Raw genomic sequence first — 20917 nt, forward strand, 5'->3', positions numbered from 1 at the left:
AATGACTACCGACCAGATCGAGAAGAAGAGGACCGCCGCTCGCGACAACGACTCAGACAAGACCGGCCGTCTCATCGACGAGGACGGCGACGGCGTCATCGACGGCATCGACCTCACCGGTGACGGCAGGGCCGACCGCAAGGTCGACCTGTCCGCGAGCACGGCCAAGGCCGACGACCTCACCAGGGTCACCGGCGACGACGACGGCTTCATGGACTCCGAGCCCGAGGAGCAGATGTAGTCAGAGGTATTCCGCCGCGGCCGCTTCCGCTTGGGCCAGAACGGTTTTTAGCGGAAGGCCGAGCACCTCGGCCGCGGCGGCCGCATCGCGGTACTCGACGCTCACGTTGACGACCGCGCCGCCGGACCGGGCGATTTTGACGCCGATCTGCTGCCCCCGCAGCGTGATCGAGTCGTACTCGCGCTCGGCGGCGCGTTTGCCGACCTCCCAGAAGCGCATGCCGATGCTGGTGGTCTCCGCCAGGATCGCCTCTTCGACGGTCTCCCGGTCCTCGGCCCCGCACAGGACGTGCAGGGTGTGGGCCGGGCGGCCCTTCTTCATGACTATGGGGCTCAGCCAGGCGTCCGAGGCGCCGGCCTCCATCAGGCGGGACAGGACCGGCGGCCAGAGCCGGGGATCCATGTCGTCCACATTGGTTTCGATGACCACGGGGCGGGGAGACGCCTGTCCGCCTTCTCCCACGACGAGGCGCAGGACGTTGGCCTTCTGCGTCGGATTGCGCACGCCCACGCCGAGTCCCGTCCGGTCGACGACCATGCCCGGCAGGGGTCCGAAGTCGTCGGCGGCGGCGGCGATGACCGCCGCGCCGGTGGGGGTGCAGGCCTCGTAGGGGACCTCGCCGGCCACCGGCATGCGCCGTTCGCGGGCGATGGCCACGACGGCCGGGGCGGGCAGCGGGATCGAACCGTGGGCGCCGCGCGTGGTCCCGTCTCCGACGGTCACCGTCGAGCAGACGATCCTCTCCAGCCCCAAGTGGTTCAGGCCGGCGGCGGAGCCGACGATGTCGGCGATCGAGTCGAGGGCGCCGACCTCGTGGAAGTGGACCTCTTCGGGGCTCGTGCCGTGGACACTGGCCTCCGCCTCGGCCAGGAGGCCGAAGGCGCGCAGGGCGAGGTCCTTGGTTCCCTGGGATATCGGGGCGTCGGCGATGAGGGCGCGGACGGACTTCCAGCGGCGGTCGTTCGCCGTCTCCGGCACGGTGACGGTCACGCGGGTGCCGTGCAGCCCGTGGCGGGCGTCGGGCTCCTCGGAGAGGACGACCTTCTCCGGCAGTCCGAGGGCGTCGACGGCCTCCTGCATGACCGGCAGCGGGACGCCCGCGTCCGCGAGGACGCCGAGGAACATGTCCCCGCTGGCTCCGGCCGAGGCGTCGATCCATCCGATCATCTGAGAACCCTCAATCCTTGGTCTGGTCGGTCAGTCTGAGCATGCGCAGGGCCGCCTGCGCCGCCCCGAAGCCGTTGTCGATGTTGACCGTCGTGATCCCCGGAGCGCACGAGTTCAGCATAGTGAGCAGCGCCGAGAGGCCGCCGAAGGAGGCGCCGTACCCGACCGAGGTGGGCACGGCGATCAGCGGCCGGTCGGTCAGCCCCGCCACCACGCTGGGCAGCGCGCCCTCCATGCCGGCCACGACGACCAGCACCGAGAACGACCGCAGCCGCTCCTCCTGGGCCAGCAGGCGGTGGATGCCGGCGACCCCGACATCGGCTATGAGATGCGTCTCCATGGCCAGGGCGCGGGAGGTGTACAGCGCCTCGTGGGCCACCGGCAGGTCCGAGGTGCCCGCGCAGACGACCCCGACCGTGCCCAGGGACGGCTCCGGGAAGTCGCCCACGACGGCCAGGGTCTCGGCCACGGTGACCCCGTCGAAGGCGGCTTTGACCGCCTCCAGGCACGCCGGCTCGCACCGTGTGGCCAGCGCCGGCAGCTCCGGATGGGCGTTCCGCAGCTCGGTAAGGGCCCGGACGACCTGGTCAGGGGTCTTTCCGGCGGCGAAGACGGCTTCCGCCGCACCGGTGCGCCGGGGGCGGTCCACGTCGATCTTGAGCTCCCCGAGGTCGGTGAAACCGGGGGAGCGGCGGTCGTTTTCCTGCACGAGTCGATAATGCCACTCCGGTCGGATATCTTTCTAGAGTGTCAACTCCACTGATTGCCGCGCACCGGGGATCCCACGAGACCTACCCCGAACAGACGATCGCCGCCTTCCGGCAGGCCCTGGAAGAGGACGCCGGCGGTCTGGAATTCGACGTCCGGCTGACGGCCGACCGCCGCCTGGTCCTGCACCACGACCGCACGGTCAAACGCACCTCCGACGGCTCCGGAGCCGTGGCCGACCTGACGCTCGACCAGCTCAAGGCCCTCGACTTCGCCCCCGGCGGCGACGGCTCCCTGCCGGAGGAGGCCCGCCGCATCGCCACCGTCGAGGAGCTGTTCCGGCTGGTCGCCTCCTCCGGGCGCGACGTCCGCCTCTACGCGGAGCTCAAACACCCCTCCCGCTTCGGCGGCGAGCTCGAGGAGCGCTTTTTGGAACTGGTCCGCGAGTGGCCGAACCTCGACATCGTCGTCATGTCCTTCTCCAAGGCCGCGCTCGCCCGCTGGCACCGGCTGGAGCCGGAGCGGCCCCTGGTGTGGATCTTCGAGTTCCCCTACGGAAAGGTCCCCGAGGGCGCCGCCGCAGTCTCGGGGCGGGTCGACTACCTCGAGTCCGACCTCGAGTTCCTCGAAGGCGCCAAGAAAGACGGCTACGACGTGTACGCGTGGACCGTCAACGACGCCGAGCGGGCCGCCGTGCTGGGGGAGAAGGGCGTCGACGTCGTCTTCTCAGACCGCCCGGGCGCGCTCAAGAAGGAGCTGGGCGGACCCCGCCCACTGCAGTGAGGGACGGAACTGCTTCTGCCGCAGCACTTTCGATGGAGGCAGGGGGTGACGATGGCGAATAATGGGACGCGGCGCGCACCGAAGGGCTACGCTATGTCCGCAAGAGGCTCCTCCGCGTGCGACCCAGCTCGTCCGTCTCGCTCGGAGCGGCCCGCCGACATTGTCAACAGGGTTTATTATTAAGTGCACACATACCAGGACGCAAGCGAACGGAGGGCGCCCGTGACGACAGACGCCTCCGCGCGCCACACCCTCCGCGCCCAGCCCAGCGCCCCCGCGGAGGCCCGCCGCTGGCTGCGTCGCGCACCGCTCCACCTGGACGAGGAGACCAACTCCGACCTCATGGTCATCGCCACCGAACTGGTCACCAACGCCGTCCGCCACGCCGACCCCCTGCCCGGCGGCGTCATCGAGCTGTCCTACCGGCTCACCCCCGAAGCCATCGCCGTCAGCGTCACCGACGGAGGCTCCCCGCACCGCCCCGCCGTCCGGTCCATCGACCTCTCCTCCCCGGGAGGACGCGGCCTCTACCTCGTCAGCCAGCTCGCCGACTCGTGGCACACCAGCACCAATGTGGACGGAACCCACTTCATTCAGGCCACCCTTCGCCTCTCGCGACCGGCGGCCACCCCTTAGCCTGGAGTCGTGACTCACCGCGCCAGCACCGCCCGACCCGTCCTCCTGGACATCGCCCTCTACGGCGCGGCCGCCCTCTTCGCCATCGCCACGGCCGCCTGGTCCACCCTTCCCCCGCACCAGGACTGGGGATTCATCGCCGTGGGCGGCTACCTCCCCGCCGCCCTCATCGCCTTCCAGCTCTACCGCTTGTGGCCGCGCCCTTGGAAGCTCCGCGCGCTCTTGGCCGGCGGCGTCATCGCTGCCGTCTCGCTCCTGCCCCTCATCGGAGCGCTCCTGCGGCGCAACGACCCCGGGGCCCCCGTCCAGGAGGAGGTCCCCGTCATCGAGGACTCCGCCCGGCGCGTTCTCGACGGCACCGGCCCCTACCTGACCTCCGACCAGATCGCCGCCTCCAGCGACCCCCTGCTCGCCTACAACCCCTATCAGCCCGGCATGGCGCTCTTCGGAATCCCCGCCGCCCTGGGCGGCCAGCACTGGTGGACCGACCCGCGCCTCTACTTCGCCGCGGTCACCCTCGCCGCCCTCGTCGGCGCGACGGCGCTGCTCAACGGCCGCGCGGGCAAAGGACCCCTCATCCGCGCCTGGCAGGCCGCGCTCGTCTTCCCCGCGTGCGCCCTCAACTTCACCGTGTCCACCAACGACATCGCCATCGCCTCTCTCATGGTCCTCGCCCTCGCGCTGGCCGACCGCGAACGGTGGGCCCTGGCGGGAGCCGTCGCGGCCTTCGCGGCCTCGCTCAAGCTGTTCGCACTGCCCCTGCTGGCCGTCCTGTTCGTCCTCGCCTGGCGCAGAGGACGGCTCCGGGGCTACCTCTCCACGGCCGTACCGCTGGCGGCCCTCGTGGCGGCCTCGGTGTGGCTCTCGGGAGCCCGCGCCTGGTGGGAGAACACCATCTCCTTCGGCTTCGGCGACGGCGTCGTGCCCTCCCCCGCCCAGTCCCCGTTCCCCGGCAACCTCATCGCCCAGCACCTCCCACAGGGCGAGGCGGTCTCCGCCGCGCTGCTGGGTCTGGCCGCCGCGGCCGTCGCGGCGGGACTGCTGTGGAAGCGGCCGGGCGACGCCGCCACGGCGGCCCTGTGGCTCGCCGGGGGGCTGACGGCGGCCTTCCTCCTCATGCCCGCCACGCGGTTCGGCTACGTCGTCTACCCCGTCATCCTGCTGGGGTGGTGGCTGGTCCTGAGAGACCGAAAGGGGCCGGCCTTCGAGGCCGACCCCTCGCGCGGTGCGCGGATCGTCGAATGGTGGCGCTGAGGCCCAACCGGGCGGCCCGGGTCCGGGCCGCCGCCGTGGTCGGCGCGTCGCCTAATAGCGCGGCATGTGCGGCGACTGCGGCTGTTGCGGCACGCTGAAGCGCTCGGCGTCCGGGTAGGCCGCGCCGAACGCGGAGTCCGGCGGGGTCGGGTTCTGACGCGGCGCGGCGGGAACCTCCGGCTCCGGCTCCGAGGGGCCCTGGGGATCCCTCGGCCCCGGTCCGCCCCCCGGCTTCGCGAAGAGCGTGAACAGCAGGACGATGATGAGGATCGTGGCGACCACCAGGATCGGGATGGTCAGCATGATCGGGTCGATGCCCTCCACCTGCTGTCGGCCCTCGTCGTAGACGGTCACCTGAACGCCGGCCATGCCCGTGTAGTGCATGGCCGAGATGGCGACCGCCATGATGAGGGCGCCGGTGATGTGCGCGGCGCGGCCCTTCAGCCACAGCGCGAAGAACAGCGCCACCGTCGCCGCCACCAGGGCGATGGCGATCGAGGCGATCACGAACGTCCGGTCGTGGTGGATCATGCCCGAGATGTTGATCGCGTGCATGCCCATGTAGTGCATGAGGACGACGCCGGCGCCCGTGGGCGGGCCGGCGACCAGCACTCGGACGACCGAGCGCTTGCGGGAGGCCCCGGCCACGAACAGGCCGAAGGACACCGCGGAGATCGACGCGACCAGAGACAGCAGCGTCATCCACGGGTCGTAGGCGATGCTGGACCCGATGACGCGGAAGCCGATCATGGCGGTGAAGTGCATCATCCAGATGGCCGTGCCGCCCAGGGCCAGCGAGGCCAGGATGATCCAGCCGATGCGGGAGCTGCGGATCGAGCGGATCGGGTTGGTGTCCTGGCGGGCCCGGTTCATGCACGCCAGGGCTAGAAGGGATCCGATGAAGGCGAAGGTGAACCCCATCGCGGGATTGACCCACCCGTAGGTGAAGTGGTTGACCTCTGCCATTGCTGCGAGCCTTCCTGGGGTGTGTCGGTGCGGGGGCCCGTCCGCCCTTTCCGTTGGGACGGTTCGGGGCCGAGGTGTCCGGACGGTGCGGTGCGCCCGGTCGCCGCTATGGGGCGAAGCCTATCCGAGTGCGCACCGTCGTTGTCCGATATACGAATTTCGGGTTATTTTGTTCTCACGAGGAAGGTTGGTCGAACGAGGTGCCGCGCTCGAAGCCGGCCGGTGAACCCTGGCGGTCGCCCGGTTGAACGGACAGGTGCGGCGCGGCGCCGGAGGCGCGCTCGGCGTTGGGGCGGTAGTCCTCGGCCGCCGTCGACCCCGGGGCTCCCAGGACCGCGAAGATGAGGCCCACGATGCCGGCCGCGGCGAAGACCAGGATCGGGATGATGAGCTTGAGCGCCTCGATGCCGCCCTCGGCGACCTCGTGGTTCGGTTCGATGACGATCGCCATCATGCCCGTGTAGTGCATGCCGCAGACCGCGACGGCCATGACGACCGACGCCGCCATCATACTGCCCCTACGCGAGACGACGGCCGTGAAGCGCAGGGCGACCGTCGCGGCGACCACGGCGATCACAATGGACGCGGCGACCAGCACCGCGTCGTAGTCCATGCGGCCGGGGAAGCGCATCGCCGCCATGCCGGTGTAGTGCATTCCGGCGACCCCGAGGCCGCAGACGGCGCCCGCGGGGATGAGCCGGTACCAGGACTGGTCGGCGGTGCCGGCGATCCACAGGCCCGCCGCGACCGAGGCGATCGCGATCAGCAGCGACAGGGCCGTCAGCGGAAGGTCGTAGGCGATGGACATGCCGTCCACGGTGAAGCCGATCATGGCGGTGAAGTGCATCATCCAGATGCCGATGCCGCCCAGCGCGAACGAGGAGAGCGCGATCCAGCGCAGCCGGGAGCCGGTCCCGGTGGAGGCCCTGGAGTACCGGGCGCAGGTGAGTCCCAGATAGGAGCCGGCCACGGAGAAGAAGAACGCCATGGCGGGGTTGATGAATCCGTAAGTGAAATGCTGCTGGTGGGCCACTGCCAGTTCCAGCGGCGCCTGCATGTCCCAAGACATCTGGTCTACCGTCCTCGCGTCATAGGTTATCTAGAAGAGTGCCGTCCGGATCGAGGAATCCGTCGCACAGTTTGTGCGGCTTCGTACTCTGGTCCGGACTTCCGCGGACGGGAGCCGGGGCGCGTGGGCATCGCGCCCGGAGCGCAACGGTCGGGGTGCCTTTCCAGGTCCTCTCTTCCGGGGATCCGGCCGGTGCGAAGGGCTCCTCCCGCTGTTCGTGCGAGGGGTGCGGGCGGGTGGGCCCAAAGACTAGCGATGTTTCCCCGACGCGGTCGAACCCGAAGTGCCTTCTGTTAAATGTGATACACTGACGAACGACAATGTCACGAAGTCATAACAGCATTGGATCGGCGTTAGGGGGTGCGGCCCCGCGCCGTCGAAGACCGCAGAAGGAGAAGGGCGGCCCGGGTTCACCCGGGCCGCCCTTCGATTTCTGTTCCCTTGCCGCCGAGGCCGGTAAGGCGCCGGCGGGTCGAGCGGAGGGGCTCTCCGGGCGGCGGGGCCGCCTCGGAGCGAGTCCTCGTCCGGCTAGTGCGTCGCCGCGGTCTTGCGGCGACGCGTCCACACCATCGCGCCGACGCCGACCGCCAGGGCGGCGGCCGCCGCGGCGATGCCGACGGTCATCGAAGAACCGGTCACCGGCAATTTCCCGGCGCTCTCCGATTCGTCGTCCCCTCCAGACGAAGCGGCGTTCTCGTCGGCACCCTTGCCGTTCAGGGTCAACACCGCCGTGTTGTTCGCCGTCTCGAGTTCGACGGACTCGAAGTACTGGCGGCCGAGTTTCCAGTCGGCCTCCTCGTTCTGCTGGTCGATCAGTTCGTATCGTTCTTCGTCCCAGTACTGCGGGCCGTCGCCCACCGTCGCCGAGCCGGGCTCACCGCCCTCCTCGTCGGTTATGACGGTGGGCAGGGGCAGCGTGAAGGACTCGCCGGGGTGCAGGACCTCGCGGAACACCTCGCAGGTCAGATCGTTGGAGTCTCCACTCCCGTCGCACATGGTGCCGTCGATGCTCCTGAAGTGGTCGTCGCCCTCCGGGAAGTCGATCGCGAGCCCGTCGGGAAGGTCGACTGTGACGAGGAGGCTGGAGGACCAGCGCCCGGGGGTGTCAACGAAGTGGGCGGCGGTCTCGGAGTCATTGGAGACTGTGAGCTCCAAGGTCTTCTCCTCTCCCGTGGTTCCCTCGACGTCTGCTCCCTTCATCGCGATGTCGTAGGGATTGTCGACTATGGATATCCTGGCCTGGGCCTTCTCCTCGAACGAAGGACCGGTGGATTCCACTAGGCGCAGCTGGGAGCTCGAGTCGAAGTCGAGGTCGGCGCCGACCTCGACGAACCGCCACCAAAGGTTCTCGTCCATGGGTCGGCTGGAGGAGAAGAGGCGCGTGTCCCATGGCCCCGGAGCGGTGTCGTCCACGACCACGTTCACCGGAGTGTCCGCGGCGACCTCGTAGACCTTGCCCGGTTCGAGGTTCAAATCGGGGAAGGCGCACGCGTTGGCCTCGGTCGAGCAGTTGTCATACGGGGAGAGGTCGACGTCAAGGAACTGGTTCCGGCTGCTGGGGCGGATTTCCAAGAAGGTGCCCGAGTCTGCGGCTTGGAGGCCCGACACCGAGACGGACAGCGGGAACTCCGCACCGGGCTGGACGTCGGCGACGTCCTCGATGTGAACGAGATGTTCGGGATAGGAGTCCTGGGCGAAGGCCGGTACGGCCGCCGCGGCGGCCAATCCGAGTCCGGCCGCGCCTGCGGCGATGCCGCGGGCGATGCGGGGCAGGGTGGTTTTCAAGGAATTCCTTCCGTATCGAGGGGCCCGGGGTGGGCTCTAAGGGCGGGCATGCCCTTACTGAACAATCGGAAGGAACCTTGGGTTTCAGCGGTCCGGCGACCTTTTCGCGATCGCATCCGGCCTGTTATGCCGTCGTGACCAGGACTTACCGGGTATGAGGTCCGGCCGCCGCACTAGTCCGCCCGGCACGCGGAGAGGGGGGCGCGCCGAACGGCGCGCCCCCCTCTTCCACGACTCGACCGGGAGTCCTGTTACCTCTCCGGATCGGAGGCCTACGACCTCCGGCGGATGGTCAGGGTCGGCTTGCTCGTGGCGGCGAAGAAGTCGTTGCCCTTGTCGTCCACGACGATGAAGGCCGGGAAGTCCTCGACCTCGATCTTCCAGACGGCCTCCATGCCCAGCTCGGGGTATTCCAGCACCTCGAGGGACTTGATGTAGTCCTGGGCGATCTTGGCCGCGGGCCCGCCGATGGCCCCGAGGTAGAAGCCGCCGTGCTCGTGGCAGGCGTCGGTCACGGCCTTGGAGCGGTTGCCCTTGGCCAGCATGACGAACGAACCGCCCGCGGCCTGGAACTGGTCCACGTAGGAGTCCATGCGCCCTGCGGTCGTCGGACCGAAGGAACCCGACGCGTAACCCTCCGGCGTCTTGGCCGGACCGGCGTAGTACACCGGGTGGTCGCGCAGGTAATCGGGCATGGGCTCGCCCGCGTCGAGGCGCTCCTTGATCTTGGCGTGCGCGATGTCCCGCGCGACGACGAGTGGCCCGGACAGGGACACCCGCGTCTTCATCGGGTACTTGGAGAGCTCGGCGCGGATCTCGTCCATCGGCCGGTTCAGGTCGATGTTCACGACGTCCCCGTCGAGATCTTCCTCCTTGACGTCGGGCACGAACCGCGACGGCTCGGTCTCCAACTGCTCCAGGAAGACGCCCTCCTCGGTGATCTTGGCCATCGCCTGGCGGTCGGCCGAGCAGGAGACGGCGACGGCCACCGGCAGGGACGCCCCGTGGCGCGGCAGCCGGATGACGCGGACGTCGTGGCAGAAGTACTTGCCGCCGAACTGCGCGCCGATCCCGAAGTTCTGGGTCAGCTTGTGCACCTCGGCCTCCATCTCCAGGTCGCGGAAGCCGTGGCCCAGCTCGGAACCCTCGGTGGGGAGGGTGTCGAGGTACTTGGTGGAGGCGTACTTGGCCGTCTTGAGGGCGAACTCCGCGCTCGTGCCGCCGACGACCACGACCAGGTGGTAGGGCGGGCACGCCGCGGTGCCGATGGAGCGCAGCTTCTCGTCCATGAACGCCATGAAGGCGTCGGGGTTGAGGATCGCCTTGGTCTCCTGGTAGAGGAAGGACTTGTTGGCGCTGCCCCCGCCCTTGGCGATGAACTGCAGCTTATAGGCGTCGTCCCCGTCGGCGTAGAGCTCGATCTGCGCCGGCAGGTTGTTGCGCGTGTTCTTCTCGTCCCACATCGTCAGCGGCGCCATCTGGCTGTAGCGCAGGTTGAGGTCGTGGTAGGCGCGGTGGATGCCGCGCGAGAGGTGCTCGGCGTCGCGCCCGTCGGTGAGCACGTTCTGCCCGCGCTTGCCCATGACGATCGCGGTGCCGGTGTCCTGGCACATGGGAAGGACGCCGCCGGCCGAGATGTTGGCGTTCTTCAGCAGGTCCATGGCCACGAAGCGGTCGTTCCCGCTGGCCTCCGGGTCGTCCAGGATCGACCGGAGCTGCGCCAGGTGGGCGGGCCGCAGGTAGTGCTGGATGTCGTGGACGGCCTCCGCCGCCAGGTCGGCCAGGACGTCGCCCTCGACGGTGAGGAAACGCCTCCCGGCCGCCTCCGTGACCGAGATCCCCTCTGTCGTCAGAAGGCGGTACGGGGTCTCGTCGGGTCCTGTCGGAAGGAGGTCGGTGTAATGGAAATCGCCTGTCACGTCCTCCAACATAGCGCGTGGGACCCGCACGGGGGACGGTTGAACGTCACACTGCCGGGGTAGGGTCACAGTCATGCCTCACGGAGTGGCCGCGAGGCGAACGTGCAGGTACGATATGACAGTTGCCTATAGATGGGCAACGGCAAGACCCTCCTGTTGCGGAACGACCGCAGCCGATGAGACCAGAGGAGGTGGAGTGATCTTGCGTCACTATGAAATCATGGTGATTCTCGACCCGAAGGTCGAGGAGTCCGCGGTGAGCCCGATGCTGGAGAAGTTCCTCAAGCCCGTCAAGGACGAGGGCGGGAACGTCGAGAAGATCGACGTGTGGGGACGCCGCCGCCTGGCTTACGAGATCCAGAAGAACGCCGAGGGCGTTTACGCCGTCATCGACCTGCACTCCGAGCCGGCTCCCGTGGCCGAGATGGACCGCCAGATGGGACTCAACGAGTCCGTTCTGCGCGCCAAGGTGCTGCGTCCGGAGATTCGGTAGCAAACCCGGAAACCTCCGACCGATAAGGAGAAGGTCATGGCAGGAGAACCAGTAGTCACGATCGTCGGCAACCTGACCGCCGACCCGGAGCTGCGCTACACGCCGAGCGGGGCCGCAGTCGCCTCGTTCACGGTGGCCAGCACCCCGCGGACGTACGACCGCGAGTCGGGCCAGTGGAAGGACGGCGAGGCGCTCTTCATGCGATGCAGCGCCTGGCGCCAGTTGGCCGAGAACGTCGCTGAATCACTGTCACGCGGCATGCGCGTGGTCGTCCAGGGGTCTCTTAGGCAGCGTTCCTACGAGACTCGCGAAGGCGAGAAGCGCACTGTCGTCGAGATGACCGTTGACGAGGTGGGGCCGTCCCTCAAGTGGGCGACCGCGAAGGTGACCAAAGCCTCCGGCGGCGGTTCGCGCGGTGGCTTCGGAGGAGGACCTTCGGCACCCGCCGACGACCCGTGGGCCCAGTCGACCCCCGCTCCCGGCGCCTCCGGCGGCCGGCAGGGCGGCGGCTTCGACGAGGACCCGCCGTTCTAGATCTTGAGAGAAGGCAGCAATGGCCAACCAGAAGCCGGCTCCCGTTAGGAAGCTGAAGAAGAAGCCCAACCCTCTGAACAAAGAGGGCATCAATTACATCGACTACAAGGACGTGGCGCTTCTGCGGAAGTTCATCTCCGACCGCGGCAAGATCCGCGCTCGCCGCGTCACCGGTGTGACCTCGCAGCAGCAGCGTCAGATCGCCGCGGCCGTCAAGAACGCCCGCGAGATGGCCCTGCTTCCGTACACCAGCCAGAACCGCTAGAGGGGAGAGACGAAAATGAAGATCATTCTGAACAATGAAGTCTCGAAGCTCGGTTCGGCCGGTGACGTCGTCGAGGTCAAGCCGGGTTACGCCCGCAACTACCTGATCCCCGAGGGCCTCGCCGTGGCGTGGACCAAGGGCGGGCAGAAGCAGGTCGACCAGCTCGTCCGCGGTCGCCACACCCGTGCGATCCACGACTTCGAGCAGGCCCAGACCGTGGCCGACAAGCTGAAGAAGACCGACGCGCACATCATCGCGCGCGTGGGCGACAACGACCGCCTGTTCGGTTCGGTCACCGCCGCCGACGTCGCCGAGGCCGTCACCGAGGCCGGCGGCCCGGAGATCGACCGCCGCCGCCTGGAGCTTCCCGGCGCGATCAAGTCGATCGGCACCTACGACATCAAGGTCAAGCTGCACCCGGAGGTGACCGCTCGCTTCAAGCTGCAGGTCACCCCGGCCAAGCGCGCCAAGAAGAAGTAGGCGGGGGCTCGGCTCGGCCGAGCGCCCACCGGCGTTGAGAAGGCGCCCGTCCTCGTCGGACGGGCGCCTTCTCGCATGCTCGGCGCGTCTACAGGCTCCATTCGTGGACGGGCAGCCCCGTCTCGACGTTCTCGGCGTAGTCGCAGGCCATGGCGCGCAGGGCCGACCGGCGGTCCAGCCGGTCGCGGTGCTCGCCGGCGTAGACCCTCCCCACCTGCCAGGTGGCGCCGTTGACGCCCCGCAGGCAGCGCTGTTCGACCACTCCCAGATAGCGGTCTATCTCGCGGGAGTGGACGCCCATGATCTTCAGCCCCTCGGCGGCCAGCGCCAGGAGGTGGTCGACGATGAGCGCCCGTGCGGGGAGCTGTCCGTAGGACGGCCAGATCTGGTCGCAGTGGATGCCGTGGCGCGAGGCCATGTGCAGGTTGGCCGCCGCGGTCGCGAACTCCATGCGGCGGTAGACTGGTTCGCCGACGCGGGCGAAGTAGAGCAGCAGTCCGTAGTAGAAGGCCATGTTGGCGGCCATGTCCACCGGACTGGGTCCCGACGGGACGATCCGGTTCTCGACGCGCAGGTGGGCCTTTCCGTCGACCACGTCGTAGACGGGCCGGTTCCACCGGTAGACGGTTCCGTTGTGGAGCCGCAGCGCGTTGAGGACCGGAGCGGAGCCCCGGGCCACATCTCCTAGAGGGTCCTCCTCGTCAATGATCGGTAAAAGCGGTGCGAAGTGCTTGGTGTTCTCATCGAAGAGGTCCAGTGCGGAGTCGATCCATTTCTCGCCGAACCAGGCCCGCGGCATCGCCCCGTTGGCGCGCTTGTGGGAGGGCCGGGTGTCGGTGCCCTGTTCGAAGAGGATGACGCGCGTCTCGGCCCACAGCTGGCGCGCCAGCAGGTAGGGCGAGTTCGCCCCGACGGCGAGCTGGAGCCCGCATATGGCCTGTGCGGTGTTCCAGAAGTGCGCGAACTCGGAGGCGGGCACCTGGTAGTGGAACTGGACGGACGTGCTGGCCGCCTCCGGCGCGATGGTGTCGCACGAGAAGCTCAGCGACTCGGCGCCGGTGACGTCCAGGTGGATGTTGTCCCCGCGCGCGTTCATGATCTGCTCGTCGAGCAGCCGGTAGCGTGGTGCGGTCGATATGGCTTTGGGGCCTATGTGCTCGGCGAACAGCGTGGGTATGGTTCCAATGGGCAGCAGGGCCGTGTCGTGCAGTTCAGCGGCTCGCCTCACCTCTGCCAATGAGGCGGCCATGTCGGATTCGTACCAGGAGAGCCCTCCTCCTTCGAGGAAGCGCGGAGGCAGGTTGAGTTCGACGTTGAAACTTCCCAGCTCGTGCTGCGCCCCGTAGAAGGCCTCCTCCTCGGCGCTGGTCTCCAGGTGCTTGAGTACCTGGTCGTTGTTGAAAGAGGGGCCTCCGGTCCGGTCGATGAGGTTGAGCTCCAGCTCCACCCCGGTCAAAGGGGTCTCGTCCTCCATGGCGCCGTCGGCCACCATGGCCTCCAGCGCGTCGCGGCAGGATTGCAGCCGACGGAGGTACTTGTCGGGGTCGCTCCGGAGAAGAGCGGCCCGGGTTACTTCGTCACCCATCTATCCCTCCCGGGTTGGTTCGGTGACAGTAAGCCCGCATCCCGGTGCGGGGACGCCGGTCTCGCGGCGCAGTGCGGGGTGGTCCGCCACCACGACACGGTTCGCGGCGGCGCCGACGCATCGTTGGATGGAATACCGGGAATCTATCGGGTCGGTCGGCCCGCCATGGGTCCGCCTAACCGATGCCCCCGTCCATCCGTCATGAGAGCTTGCTGTATTTAGCCAGGGTTCCCCAAATATTAGGGATGCTGTATGTCCTGCAGTGTCAGGCAGGCGACAGAGACCGGTTAAAGTCCGGTGTCCGTCCAAACACGGTTCCCGAGAGTCACGACGGGGAGTCGATATCGAGCCGTTATGCGGTCGGCCATGGGCGAGGCGCGGTGCGGCGGACGCGCTTCGGGGGCGGCTATGCTTTCGGAGTGTCTACCGGAGAATCCGCCTCCCGCCGTCCCGCCGACTTCTACGCGCAGAACCGCGGCGGGGGACTGGCGACCCTGCAGAACCAGCGGCCGGCCGCCTTTCTCGCCTGGCTGGCGTGGAAGGCGCGCCTCAAACCGACCCACCTGACCCTCCTGAGCCTGCTGATCGGGCTGGGCGCGGCGGTCCTCGTCATCGCCCGCCTGCCGGCCGCCGCCGAGGGGGCCCCGCTGTGGCCGGCGGGAATCGCCGCCTTCCTCCTGTGGCAGCTGGCCTATACGCTCGACTGCTCCGACGGCCAGCTGGCGCGGGTCACGGGGACCGGTTCGGCGGCCGGGGCGCGGGTCGACATCCTCGCCGACATCGCGGTGCAGACCGGCGTGGTCGCCGCGATCTCCGCGGTGGCCCACGCCTACGCGGACTTCCCCGTCTGGGTGTCGGCGGCCTTCTCGGCGCTGTGGATGACCAACCTCGTCACCGCCGTGATGGCCAAGGAGGACGCGAACCAGTCCCTGGTGAGCTCGGAGAGCCTGGTCGTGCGCCTCGTGAAGCTCGTGCGCGACTACAGCTTCATCCTCGTCGTCGTGGGCGCCTCGCTCGTCTTCTGGCCCGCCGGGATGGTGTGGGTGCTCGCCGGATTCGGACTGGTCAACGGCCTCTTCCTGGCGGCCAGCATCGCCGCCGCGGCCCGTGCGGCCCTCTGAACGAGTTCGCCCGGATACGGAAAAAGGGCCCCGAGGGGCCCTTTTCCTCTGTGCGGGAGGCTTAGAGCAGCCGGCCCGATCCGTAGTAGGAGTTGCCGTGGTCGACCTTGACGACCTGGACGGGCTGCCCGAAGGTCGGGGCGTGGACGACCAGGCCCTGGCCGATGTACATGCCCACGTGCTGGAGGCCGTTGTAGAAGACGAAGTCTCCCGGCTGGAGCTCGTCCTTGGAGATGTGCGCGACCATGTTGTACTGCGCGGCCGCGTTGTGGGGCAGGGAGATGCCGACCTGGTTGTAGGCGTCGAGCATGAGTCCCGAGCAGTCGTAGCCGTCCGGCCCGGACGCCGCCCAGACGTAGGGCTTGCCGACCTGCGCGAGCGCCTGGCGCACGATCTTGCCGCGGTCGCCGGGGATGTAGTCGAGGTCGTAGTCCGACACCGGGTTGCCCGGGTGGGTCCGCCACTCGTCCTGGAGGTTGTCGATGCCGTTCTCGATCTGCTCGATCGTGGAGTCGAGTTCGGACTTCTGCTTCTCGAGGTCGGCTTCGAGGGAGGAGAGCGTGTCGAGCTCCTCCTGGTACTCGGCGGCCGTCTCGGTCAGTTCGGCGAGGTCTTCGGAGCTGTAGAGGGAGGCCGCCCCGAGTTCGGTGAGGCGTTCGACGTACTCCTGCGGGGAGCCGGACTCGAGGATGGCGACCGTCTCGCCCTTGCCCTGGTTGATGTGGGCCTCGGCGATGTAGTCGGCGAGCTTGGTCCGCAGGGAGTCCATCTTCTCCTCGTACGGCTTGAGCTTCTTCTCGACCTTCTCGATCGCCTCTTCGGTCTCCTTGACCTCGTCGCGGAGCTTGTTGTGCTCCTCGACCTTGCCTTCGAGGGTCTCGTGCTGGTCTTCGATCTCGTTCTCGAGTTCGTCCACGTCCCGTTCGGCGTAGGCGGGACCGGCGGCGAGGGTGAATCCCATGGCCGCGGTGATCGACCAGACCAGGCCGCGTCGGAGGCGTCGTTTCTCGGCTTTCACGTCATGACTCCTTGAACGGGGTGTTCTCAATAGTGAGACTAGCTCGCGCGGGCCACGGGGTCGAGAGCGGCCCTGGGGAATATCGCCTACCCGGCACCGCCCGGTCGGCGGTCGTGCCGTTCACGCAGGAGACGAGAGTGAGAGCCTTGTCCGCCAAGGGGAATGGCGGGTGTGACGGATTCGGGGCGGGCTCGTTCGGGCGCCCGCCCCGAATCTCACGGCGTGCGGACGGAGGCGACGGCGTCCCTCAGGGCGTCCCCGAGGTCCTCGGCCGTGGCGGGCCTTCCGTCCCGGGCGGCGAACTCCCCTGCCAGGCCGTGCAGGTAGGCGGCGGCGGCCGCGGCGCGCCCGCCGCCGAGACCGGAGGCCAGCAGCGATACCAGCAGCCCCGCCAGGGTGTCGCCACTGCCGGCTGTCGCCAGGTCCGGGGTGCCCGTGGGGTTGGCGTAGACGGACCCGTCCGGGTCGGCCACGATCGTCCTGTGCCCCTTGAGGAGCACCACGGCGTTCAGCCGCGAGGCCAGCGCCAGGGCGGAGGAGGCGCGGTCGCCTTCCGGCGGCGACCCGTACAGGCGCTCGTACTCCCGGTCGTGGGGAGTGAGGACGAGCGGGGCACGGCGGCCGGCGAGGAGCCGCGAGTGCTTGGCGACGAGCGTCAGGGCGTCGGCGTCGAGCACCGTCGGCACCTCGGCCTCCAGGACGTGCTCCAGGGTCTTGAGCGCGCGGGGTCCGGTGCCCGTGCCGGGGCCGGCCAGCCAGGCCTGGACGCGTCCGGCCTCCTCGATGCCGGGCGTGGCGACGATGGAGGGGTGGCGTGAGACGACCTGGCGCCACTGGTCTCCGGCGAAGCGGATCATTCCGGCGGGGCCCGCCTGGGCTCCCGCGGCGGCCAGCAGCGGCGCGCCCGGGTAACGGGTCGAGCCGGCGGCGATGCCCGCCACGCCGCGCGTGTACTTGTCGTCGGCGGGGCCCGGCCGGCGAACCCACTCGGCGATGTCGGATTCCTCCGGCACGGAGAGGACGCTGTCGCCGTGCCTCAGGGCGCGGCCGATGCCTATGTCCACCAGGTGGATCTCTCCGCACAGTTCCGAGGCCGGACCGGTCACGTGCGCCGGCTTGAGGCATCCGAAGGTCACGGTGTGCTCGGCGTGGACGGCCTGTCCGACGGCCTCGCCCGTGTCGACGTTGACCCCGCTGGGGACGTCGACGGCGACGGTGACTCCCGCGCGGACCTTGCGCAGCCGGTTGACCGCCTCGATGGGCAGGCCGGGTCGGCCTCCGATCCCGGTGACGCCGTCCAGGACCAGGTCGTGGTACCCGACGTCCTCGGGGGAGATGAAGCGGCCCCCGGCCATTCGCAGGGCCTTGTGCCCTCCCTCGTGGCGTCGCGAGCCGAGGATCTGCACCGCCCGGACCGCCGCGCCGCGTCCGGCGAGCCTCGCGCCGGCGAAGAGGGCGTCGCCCCCGTTGTCCCCCATGCCCGTCAGCAGGAGGACGCTGCGTCCGTACACCCCTCCGAAATGCTTGACGAGCAGGTCGGCGGCCACCTTTTCCAGTCCCGCCGCGGCCCGCTGCATGAGGGTTCCCTCCGGGAGGGACGCCATGACGGTGCTCTCGGCCTTGCGGACCGCCGTCACCGGCCACACTTCTCGCATCCCAGCTCCCTATGCCGTCTCGGCCACGACCACCGCGGAGGCGATGCCCCCGTCGTGGGTCAGCGACACGTGCCAGCGGGCGATGCTCCGGCGGTCTGCCGCCTCGGCGGCGGTTCCCCGCAGGAGGATCGAGGGTTTCCCGGTGGGGTCGGACTGCACTTCGCAGTCGTGCCAGCTCAGCCCGGTGGGGGCGCCGAGGGCCTTGGCCACGGCCTCCTTGGCGGCGAAGCGGGCGGCCAGCGACTGGAGCCTGCGCTCCCGGCCGTCCGGGCGGCGCCGCTCCTCCTCGGTGAACAGTCTGTCTACTATGCCCGGAGTCCTATCCACCACGTGTTCGAAACGCGGCAGCGCCACGACGTCAATCCCCACCGAAACGATCATGCTTCCAGAGTGCCACGCCGGAGCGACCATCGACACGGATTGTCCGGCGGCGTCCGGCATTCCCCCTTCCGCACAGCGAAAAGCGGAGCGACGCTCACGCCGCTCCGCTTCAGACGATATGGGGTCGAACCCTCCGCCAGGTCTGGCGGCCCCTCGAGGCGCTCGTGCCTCAGCCCTTCGTGACGGTCAGCGCGGAGCCGGACGGCGAGGCCGTGACCGACACGGTGTCGCCGTCGACGATCTTGCCCTCCAACAGCTCGCGGGAGAGCGGGTCGCCGATGGCCGTCTGGATCAGCCGGCGCAGCGGGCGAGCCCCGTAGACGGGGTCGAATCCGCGCTCGGCCAGCCAACCGGTGGCGGCCTCGTCGACCTCCAGCGCCAGGCGCCGGGAGTCCATGCGCTTCTGCAGCTGCCGCAGCTGGACCCGCACGATCGCCTTCAGGTTCTCCTCGTCGAGCGCGTGGAAGACGACGATGTCGTCGAGGCGGTTGAGGAACTCCGGCTTGAAGTGCGAGCGGATCGCCGACAGGACCGTCTCTCTCTTGGCGGCCTCGTCCAGGTTCGCGTCCACCAGGGCGTGCGAGCCGAGGTTCGACGTCATGATGAGGATGACGTTGCGGAAGTCGACCGTCCGGCCCTGTCCGTCGGTCAGGCGCCCGTCGTCGAGCACCTGCAGGAGCGTGTCGAACACGCGCGGGTGCGCCTTCTCCACCTCGTCCAGCAGGACGACGGAGTAGGGACGGCGCCGGACCGGCTCGGTCAGCTGCCCGCCCTCCTCGTAGCCGACGTACCCGGGAGGCGCGCCGATCAGCCGCGCGACCGAGTGCTGCTCGGTGTACTCGCCCATGTCGATGCGGATGGTGGCGTGCTCGTCGTCGAACATGAACTCCGCCAGCGCCTTGGCCAGCTCGGTCTTGCCGACGCCGGTGGGCCCGGAGAAGAGGAACGAACCGGTCGGCCGGTTCGGGTCCGACAGCCCGGCCCGGGCGCGCCGCAGGGCGTCGGAGACGACCTCGACGGCCTCGGCCTGGCCCACGACGCGCTTGCCCAGCTCGTCCTCGGCGCGCAGGAGCTTCTGCGACTCGGACTCCTGCAGGCGCCCGACGGGGATGCCCGTCCACGCGGAGATGACGGAGGCGATCTCGTCGGAGTCGACCTCCTCCTTCAGCATGGGTCCGTCCTTGGCCTGCTTCGAGGCGCTCTCCAGCTCCTCCTCGGCCCGGGCCAGCTCCTCCTCCAGCTGTGGGATCTGCCCGTAGCGCAGCTGCGCGGCCTTCTCCAGGTCGTATTCGCGCTCGGCCCGCTCGGTCTCGGTGCGCAGGTCGTCGAGCTTCTCCTTGAGGTCGCTGACCTTGGTGATGCGCTCCTTCTCCGTCTCCCACTGCCGGGAGAGGGCCGAGAGGCGCTCGCGCTCGTCGGCCAGCTCCCTCTGGATGGAGGCGAGCCGTTCGGCGCTGGCGGGGTCGTCGGTCTCGTTCTGCAGCGCCGTCTCCTCGATCTCGAGGCGGCGGACGGACCGTTCGACGGCGTCGATCTCCTCGGGCCGCGAGTCGATCTCGATGCGCAGGCGGCTGGCGGCCTCGTCGATGAGGTCGATGGCCTTGTCCGGCAGCTGGCGGTCGGGGATGTAGCGGTCGGAGAGCTGGGAGGCGCTGACCAGGGCGGAGTCGGTGATCCGCACCGAGTGGTGCACCTCGTAGCGTTCCTTGAGGCCGCGCAGGATGGCCACCGTGTCCTCGACGGTGGGCTCGCCGACGAAGACCTGCTGGAAGCGCCGCTCCAGGGCGGCGTCCTTCTCGATGTTCTCGCGGTACTCGTTGAGCGTGGTCGCGCCGATCATGTGCAGCTCGCCGCGCGCCAGGAGCGGCTTGAGCATGTTGCCGGCGTCCATGGAGCCCTCGGTCTTGCCCGCGCCGACGACGGTGTGCAGCTCGTCGATGAAGGGGATGATCTCGCCGTCGGACTGGCGGATCTCGTCGAGCACGGACTTGAGCCGCTCCTCGAACTGGCCGCGGTACTGCGCCCCGGCTATCATGCTGCCCAGGTCGAGCGAGATGATCCGGCGGTCGCGCAGGGACTCGGGGACGTCGCCGCCCACGATGCGGCGCGCGAGCCCCTCGACGATGGCGGTCTTGCCGACGCCGGGCTCGCCGATGAGGACGGGGTTGTTCTTGGTACGCCGCGAGAGGACCTGGACGACGCGGCGGATCTCCTGGTCGCGCCCGATGACCGGGTCGACCTTGCCGGAGCGGGCCTGCTCGGTGAGGTCGACGCCGTACTTCTCCAGGGACTTGTATGAGCCCTCGGGGTCCTGGCTGGTCACCTTGCGGTCGCCGCCGCGCAGCTGGGGGAAGGCGGCCACGAGCTTCTTGGGCGTCGCCTCCAGCGAGGTGAGGAAGGTGGCGACCTCGCCGCCGGAGGTGGCCAGGCCGACGAGCAAGTGCTCGGTCGAGACGTACTCGTCGCCGTTGTCCGAGGTGGCCTGGTCGGCGGCGTTGATGGCGCGCACGCTGGCCTGCGCCATGGAGGGCTCGGCGACCGAGGCGCCCTGGGCCGAGGGCATCTGCTCGATGCGCCGCTCGGTCTCGGAGGACACGGTGCCGGGCGTGACGCCCACCAGCTGGAGCAGTCCGGGAGCGGTCGACCCGTCCACGGTCATGAGCGCGTCCAGCACGTGCCAGGGTTCGACGGTGGCGTTGCCGTTCGCCGCGGCCTGGCGGGCCGCCTGGGTGATGACCTCCCGGCTCTTGGTGGTCAAACGGTTGACATCCACAGGTGGTTTCCTTTTCTGTCCGTCTTGGTATGAGGAATAATCTACCCAAAAGTTGAGTCCATGTCACTCAACTTTCGACGTCGG

The 20917-nt window shown here is 69.0% G+C and carries 20 protein-coding genes; 9 read left to right on the forward strand and 11 right to left on the reverse strand.

The genetic code is table 11. The features are described 5' to 3' along the window. The first annotated feature begins 1 nt into the window (after position 1). Entirely contained in the window at positions 2-241 is a 240-nt protein-coding gene (locus ACFTE1_RS21365) for a hypothetical protein (protein WP_380617671.1), read from the forward strand. Here the strand turns inward: ACFTE1_RS21365 and larC are convergent, their stop codons facing one another. Together larC and larB are read right to left on the reverse strand one after the other, a co-directional pair. Next, the gene (gene larC, locus ACFTE1_RS21370) at positions 242-1408 is read right to left on the reverse strand and encodes a nickel pincer cofactor biosynthesis protein LarC (protein ID WP_380617670.1); all 1167 of its coding nucleotides are present in this window, start codon (positions 1406-1408) and stop codon (positions 242-244) included. It abuts the gene before it with no gap. Between the two features lie 10 nt (positions 1409-1418). Further along, the gene (gene larB, locus ACFTE1_RS21375) at positions 1419-2117 is read right to left on the reverse strand and encodes a nickel pincer cofactor biosynthesis protein LarB (protein ID WP_380617669.1); all 699 of its coding nucleotides are present in this window, start codon (positions 2115-2117) and stop codon (positions 1419-1421) included. Positions 2118-2155: 38 nt separating this feature from the next. Between larB and ACFTE1_RS21380 the strand changes: the two genes are divergently transcribed. The 3 genes from ACFTE1_RS21380 (at position 2156) to ACFTE1_RS21390 (ending at position 4789) form a co-directional block, all read left to right on the forward strand. Beyond that, positions 2156-2899 carry a glycerophosphodiester phosphodiesterase gene (locus ACFTE1_RS21380; protein WP_380617668.1) on the forward strand — a complete coding sequence of 248 codons (744 nt, stop codon included), beginning with the start codon at positions 2156-2158 and terminating at the stop codon, positions 2897-2899. Positions 2900-3121: 222 nt separating this feature from the next. Beyond that, positions 3122-3535 (forward strand): ATP-binding protein, encoded by a 414-nt coding sequence (locus ACFTE1_RS21385; protein ID WP_380617667.1) that lies wholly within the window; start codon positions 3122-3124, stop codon positions 3533-3535. A 9-nt stretch (positions 3536-3544) separates the two neighbouring features. Continuing rightward, positions 3545-4789: a glycosyltransferase 87 family protein gene (locus ACFTE1_RS21390; RefSeq protein ID WP_380617666.1), complete on the forward strand. Its 1245-nt coding sequence runs from the start codon at positions 3545-3547 to the stop codon at positions 4787-4789. 51 nt (positions 4790-4840) lie between these two features. On the opposite strand, the gene ACFTE1_RS21395 is transcribed toward ACFTE1_RS21390, so the two are convergent. The 4 genes from ACFTE1_RS21395 to ACFTE1_RS21410 all read right to left on the reverse strand — a co-directional run bounded on the left by ACFTE1_RS21395 (position 4841) and on the right by ACFTE1_RS21410 (position 10528). Further along, on the reverse strand, positions 4841-5755 hold the full coding sequence (locus ACFTE1_RS21395) for an MHYT domain-containing protein (RefSeq protein WP_380617665.1): 915 nt from the start codon (positions 5753-5755) through the stop codon (positions 4841-4843). A 175-nt stretch (positions 5756-5930) separates the two neighbouring features. Next, a complete protein-coding gene (locus tag ACFTE1_RS21400) occupies positions 5931-6824 on the reverse strand; it encodes an MHYT domain-containing protein (RefSeq protein ID WP_380617664.1) in 894 nt (297 codons plus the stop codon). A 528-nt stretch (positions 6825-7352) separates the two neighbouring features. Then, entirely contained in the window at positions 7353-8609 is a 1257-nt protein-coding gene (locus ACFTE1_RS21405; protein WP_380617663.1) for an LPXTG cell wall anchor domain-containing protein, read from the reverse strand. Between the two features lie 272 nt (positions 8610-8881). Then, positions 8882-10528, reverse strand: coding sequence for a fumarate hydratase (locus ACFTE1_RS21410; RefSeq protein WP_380617662.1), 1647 nt, complete (start codon positions 10526-10528; stop codon positions 8882-8884). Positions 10529-10730: 202 nt separating this feature from the next. On the opposite strand from ACFTE1_RS21410, the gene rpsF reads away from it, so the two are divergent. From rpsF to rplI, 4 genes are read left to right on the forward strand one after another with little or no spacing between them, the layout of a single operon-like run. Further along, the gene (gene rpsF, locus ACFTE1_RS21415) at positions 10731-11021 is read left to right on the forward strand and encodes a 30S ribosomal protein S6 (protein WP_380617661.1); all 291 of its coding nucleotides are present in this window, start codon (positions 10731-10733) and stop codon (positions 11019-11021) included. Between the two features lie 36 nt (positions 11022-11057). Then, complete coding sequence (locus ACFTE1_RS21420) at positions 11058-11555, forward strand: single-stranded DNA-binding protein (protein ID WP_380617660.1); 498 nt, start codon at positions 11058-11060, stop codon at positions 11553-11555. A 19-nt stretch (positions 11556-11574) separates the two neighbouring features. Further along, positions 11575-11820: a 30S ribosomal protein S18 gene (rpsR, locus tag ACFTE1_RS21425; protein ID WP_380617659.1), complete on the forward strand. Its 246-nt coding sequence runs from the start codon at positions 11575-11577 to the stop codon at positions 11818-11820. 15 nt (positions 11821-11835) lie between these two features. Beyond that, positions 11836-12300 (forward strand): 50S ribosomal protein L9, encoded by a 465-nt coding sequence (gene rplI / locus ACFTE1_RS21430; protein ID WP_380617658.1) that lies wholly within the window; start codon positions 11836-11838, stop codon positions 12298-12300. Between the two features lie 88 nt (positions 12301-12388). Here rplI and ACFTE1_RS21435 read toward each other — a convergent pair whose 3' ends face one another. Next, positions 12389-13885, reverse strand: a complete 1497-nt coding sequence (locus ACFTE1_RS21435) for a glutamate--cysteine ligase (protein ID WP_380617657.1) — start codon at positions 13883-13885, stop codon at positions 12389-12391. A 419-nt stretch (positions 13886-14304) separates the two neighbouring features. On the opposite strand from ACFTE1_RS21435, the gene ACFTE1_RS21440 reads away from it, so the two are divergent. After that, a complete protein-coding gene (locus ACFTE1_RS21440) occupies positions 14305-15006 on the forward strand; it encodes a CDP-alcohol phosphatidyltransferase family protein (RefSeq protein WP_380617656.1) in 702 nt (233 codons plus the stop codon). A gap of 61 nt (positions 15007-15067) precedes the next feature. Here ACFTE1_RS21440 and ACFTE1_RS21445 read toward each other — a convergent pair whose 3' ends face one another. From ACFTE1_RS21445 to clpB, 4 genes are all read right to left on the reverse strand, one after another. After that, positions 15068-16024 carry a C40 family peptidase gene (locus ACFTE1_RS21445; protein WP_380617655.1) on the reverse strand — a complete coding sequence of 319 codons (957 nt, stop codon included), beginning with the start codon at positions 16022-16024 and terminating at the stop codon, positions 15068-15070. Between the two features lie 215 nt (positions 16025-16239). Next, a complete protein-coding gene (locus ACFTE1_RS21450; protein WP_380617654.1) occupies positions 16240-17679 on the reverse strand; it encodes an NAD(P)H-hydrate dehydratase in 1440 nt (479 codons plus the stop codon). A gap of 9 nt (positions 17680-17688) precedes the next feature. Continuing rightward, positions 17689-18060, reverse strand: a complete 372-nt coding sequence (locus ACFTE1_RS21455; protein ID WP_380617653.1) for a holo-ACP synthase — start codon at positions 18058-18060, stop codon at positions 17689-17691. 169 nt (positions 18061-18229) lie between these two features. Then, complete coding sequence (gene clpB, locus ACFTE1_RS21460) at positions 18230-20833, reverse strand: ATP-dependent chaperone ClpB (RefSeq protein ID WP_380617652.1); 2604 nt, start codon at positions 20831-20833, stop codon at positions 18230-18232. Positions 20834-20917 lie beyond the last annotated feature (84 nt).

Origin of the sequence: Salininema proteolyticum (genome assembly GCF_042685645.1) — a bacterium.
Classification (GTDB): Bacteria; Actinomycetota; Actinomycetes; order Mycobacteriales; family Micromonosporaceae; genus Salininema; species Salininema proteolyticum.